Consider the following 4,471-nt stretch of genomic DNA (forward strand, 5'->3'; position numbering starts at 1 on the left):
CACCTCTATCGTGGCGGTCTGGTACGAACGTTGGGATGCAAGGCTCGCCGCTGGCGTTATTTCGGACGTGAGGTCGCGCCTGTTCGAGCATGTCCAGAATTTGCCGTCGGCCTATTTCGCGCGCACCAATCGCGGCGAAATCCTGTCGCGGTTCTCCATCGATCTTTCGGCGTTCGAAGGATCGATCAAGAGTTTTGCCAACAGCGCCGCACTGCCGTTTCTGGAATTGATCGCGGGCATCATCCTGATGCTGTTCCTGAACTGGCAGCTCGCCGCGGTAGCGCTCCTGGTGTTTCCGATCACGCTGATCGGCCCGCGCATCCTGACCCCAAAGGCGGTGCAGGCGAACTACGAACAGAAACTCAACGAATCGTCGCTGCTCGGCATGGTGCAGGAAAACGTCGCGGCGCAGGCCGTGGTCAAGGCCTTCAGCCTGCAACGCCGCACGTTCGGCTGGTTCACGCTGCGCAACAACGACGTGCGTCAGAAAACCGCTTCCGCGGTTTTTTTATCGACCATGGTGGAGCGCTCCGTCACGATCTCCGTGCTGCTGCTGCACCTCGTGGTGCTCGCGATCGGCGCCTATCTCGCGACCAAGGGCCAGATCACCATTGGGACCTTCGTGACGTTCGAAAGCGCGTTCTGGGAGGTGTCGTATAACATCGCGCATCTGATGCATTTCATCCCGGTGTCGATCCAGTCGGCCGCCGCCGTGCGTCACATGCAGGAATTGCTCGACGAGCCGACCCGCGGCGCCGATCGTCCAGGCGCGCCCGATCTGCCGCGCATCACCAACGACATCACTTTCGACCGCGTCACCTTCCAATATGAAAACAGCCAGACGCCAGTCCTCGACAATTTCAGCCTGAAGCTCAATGTCGGAAAAACCATTGCCATTGTCGGCCCCAGCGGCTCCGGCAAGAGCACGCTGCTCAACCTGATCCTGCGGCTCTACGTGCCGGATGAGGGGCGCGTAACCATCGACGGCGTCGATATCCGCAGGGTCACGCGGGAGTCGCTGCGCAAGGGCATGGCGGTGGTGTTCCAGGAAAACATGCTGTTCAACATGTCGATCCGGGAAAATATCCGGCTCGGCAAGGAGGGCGCCACCGACGAAGAGGTCGAGCAGGCGGCGCGCCGGGCCGAGATCCATCGCTACATCATGAGCCTGCCGCAGAAATACGACACTCTGGTCGGCGAGCGCGGCGACACGCTGTCCGGCGGCCAGCGTCAGCGCATTGCAATTGCCCGCGCGATCGTCCGCAATCCATCCGTGCTGTTGCTCGACGAGGCCACCTCGGCGCTCGACCAGACCACGGAAGCGGCGATCAACCAGACGCTGCTCAAGCTTGCCCGTGGCCGTACCATGATCTTCTCGACCCACCGGCTGACCTCGGTGGTGGAGATGGACGAGATCATCGTCATCGCCGACGGCCAGGCGATCGAACGCGGCTCGCATACCGAGTTGCTGGCACTGAACGGCGTCTATCGCAAGCTTTGGGACGATCAAGGCCTGCAGGCGCACGGGGAGGCCGATGCGGATGACGACGATGAGGAGGATGACGAGGACTGAGCCGGATTTTCCTCGCAATTACGGGCGAAAAGGCGCAGCAATGTACGGTACCGGCCGAATGAGCGCGAATTCGCACGCCAACGACGTCGGTCTGGTCGAAGCCACTGAGCACCTGGCCCGACGATATTTTGCCTGGCTCCCTCGAAGAGCCCCGTCGATATGAGTTCAAATCGTCCCGTCGCGCCGCCGAATGTTCTGGTCGTCGAAGACGAAATGGTGCTGCGCATGCGCGCGGTCGATATTGTCGAAGACGCCGGCTTCAACCCCGTCGAGGCTATCAATGCCGACGAGGCGATGACCATATTGGAATCGCGCTCCGACATCTCGCTGCTGTTCACCGACATCCAGATGCCCGGCCTAATGGACGGTCTGAAACTGGCGCATGCGGTGCATGCCCGTTGGCCGACGATCAAAATCATCCTGGTGTCAGGCCAGATCAAGCTGACCGAAGCGGAGAAGCCCAGCGGCGCGCGCTTTTTCAGCAAGCCGCTTGAAATCACGCAGATGGTCGCCGAGATCAAGGCGATGATCGGAAACGGCATGCTGGCGGTTATGCCCACGATCAGCGCTGAAATGCAGACGCTGCCACTGATGACCGAAGCGCACGCCGTCGAAGAACCCGATCACCATCCGACGGCGCAGGAATTTCTTACCGCAGAGAACGACAGCCTTCGCCTCCTGCTCGAACAGGCTTCGATCGATGCCAAGGTATTGCTGGCCCAGGCCGGTATCGATGCCAAGGAGCGCGAGGCCGCCGACAAGCTGCAGAAACTGATCCTCGACGAACTGCATCACCGTATCAAGAATACGCTGGCAACCGTAAGCGCGATTGCCTCGCAGAGCCTGCGCACCGCCACCAGCATCGCGCATGGTCAGCAGGCGATTGAAGGCCGGCTGCTGGCGCTCGGTCGCGCCCACGACCTGTTGCTGCAGGTCTCATGGGCCAATGCCGGGCTGGCGCACATCATCCGCGGCGCCACCGAGGCGTATGACAGCCAGAGCGAGGGCCGTTTCACGATTACCGGCCCGGACATCAAGATTACCTCCGGCGCCGTGATCGCGCTGGCGATGACGCTCAACGAGTTGTGCACCAACACCACCAAATTCGGCGCGCTGTCGGTTCCGACCGGCCGCATCGACATCAACTGGCAAATTAACGAGGCGACCGAACGTCTCAAGCTGGTCTGGCGCGAAAGCGGCGGGCCGCCGGTGCAGGCGCCGACCCGGCGCAGCTTCGGGACCCGGATGATGGGCTCCCTCGGCCAGCAGCTCAGCGGCCAGGTCGAGCTCAGCTATGATCCCTCCGGCTTCGTCTACGAGCTCGACGTGCCTCTCAGCTCGCTGGTGCCGAAGGCCTGATAGCGGCGACCTCCTGCGAAGCCGTGGTGCGGGCGCTGGAGCGTTTTCGCCACGCATGCAGGCGGACCTTCGCCAAATCGCGCCCGGAAGCGCAGCCAGCGCTGTGTGCGCCAGTAGGGACTGTTGCAAAGCGTCAACGACCTGAGGTGCCAGGCTTTCGTTGTCGACCGCGCGTCGCATCGGATTCTGCCCGGATCGTCATAGAACGCGGCGATCTTGTCGATCGCCATGCCTTCGCTCGCAAGTCAGTCTGGAATGTGCACGTTGCACAACCGCTCGACGTCGGTGAACACCTTGTCGGTGTCGGTGTCGGCGGTGCGGCTGGCCTTCGAAGCTTTTCTGGTGCTCAAGGCCGGAAGTTGGAAGGGGTGCGGGGAACGGCATTGCTGTCCAGCGCTGAAGGCGCCGCCTTCGTGCGCCGCTTGGTCGCCGATCTTGGCGAACAGGGCTGTGCTTCGGGGGCGCTGCTGGTCGACAAGGTGGCCGGGCAGCTCCTGGCTGGACCGACCATCGATTCCTGTTCCCCGGAAGCTGGCTTAGGTCGCAACTCTGTGACGGACGGCGCGTGGTGGATCTGCTGATCGACGTCGGCAACGAGCGGTCGGACACCTATGCGCTGGAAGCCCTGCGATTGCGTGGCTACCACCTGCTGCGGAACCGGCTTCGCCAACGGCGTCGTCCGCACCCCGGCGGGAAGCCGCCTCCGTCGGTGTCCCCGCCCTCCGAGCCGGCCGGTTAGGCCGCGATTCTCCGATTCTTCCGTTGGCGTGCCACGGAGAAGCAGATTCGTCCCCGATTCTGCCGATTCCGTCCGACCTGGTTCCAAACACCTCCGAACAGCGCTTCGAAAACGTCATTTCCCCTTCATCAAATCGCAATCTATTTGCTGTGCGGAATTCCGGTGGATGCCTCGCAAACCCAATGAATCCAGCGTGTTTTTGATGCCGCCGACATGCTAGAAGCGCCGATGGCAGAAGCGTTTTAATGCCTGCGCTTTAGTGTTGACTTGGGGATACCCCGGGGATAAAACCCGCGCACTCACCGACAGGCGGTGAGCTTCGTAAATGTCGGAACGGACCACCCTCTAACGTCCTTCGGGACCCGGCCTTTCAGGGCAGGAGCGGGCACCAACCTCGACCCAAGAAGCTCAAACGCTGTCGATTATAGCTAGGCAATGCCAAAACGTCCGTCTCCTGAGTAGGTCCTCTTGAGGCAGATCCGATTGCATGATCTTGGTGCAGGCTATACGGCGTAAGCCGAATAGTCACGATCGAGGTCCTCTGTAGCGTGAAACGCTTTCTGCTCAGTGATGAGCGGTCGGCGTGATTTCGTTTTGCGTGAAGCCTTTCAAGTGAGCCGAACGATGGGGCAGGTGGCCCCAAACAATTTGCGAAGCCGTTATGGCTTCGCCTGAACAAGGGTGAAGGCGAAGATGCCGACGATCAACCAGCTGATCGCAAGTCCGCGTGTCGTTCAGAAGTCGCGCAAGAAGGTGCCGGCGCTGCAGCAGTCGCCGCAGAAGCGTGGCGTTTGTACGCG

At 61.5% G+C, this 4,471-nt stretch carries 3 protein-coding genes and 1 pseudogene; all 4 read left to right on the forward strand.

All coding sequences use genetic code 11. The features are described from left to right. Positions 1–1,573 (forward strand): ABC transporter ATP-binding protein (locus JWQ24_RS16645; protein WP_299810206.1); only part of this gene is annotated, 1,573 nt, incomplete at its 5' end. 159 nt (positions 1,574–1,732) lie between these two features. Continuing rightward, positions 1,733–2,932 carry an HWE histidine kinase domain-containing protein gene (locus JWQ24_RS16650; protein WP_299810208.1) on the forward strand — a complete coding sequence of 400 codons (1,200 nt, stop codon included), beginning with the start codon at positions 1,733–1,735 and terminating at the stop codon, positions 2,930–2,932. A 23-nt stretch (positions 2,933–2,955) separates the two neighbouring features. After that, positions 2,956–3,513, forward strand: coding sequence for a hypothetical protein (locus JWQ24_RS28600; RefSeq protein WP_366521449.1), 558 nt, complete (start codon positions 2,956–2,958; stop codon positions 3,511–3,513). 851 nt (positions 3,514–4,364) lie between these two features. After that, positions 4,365–4,471: pseudogene (rpsL, locus tag JWQ24_RS16665) on the forward strand (30S ribosomal protein S12); the annotation flags it as partial.

The organism is Tardiphaga sp. (assembly GCF_028290495.1).
Classification (GTDB): domain Bacteria; phylum Pseudomonadota; class Alphaproteobacteria; order Rhizobiales; family Xanthobacteraceae; genus Tardiphaga.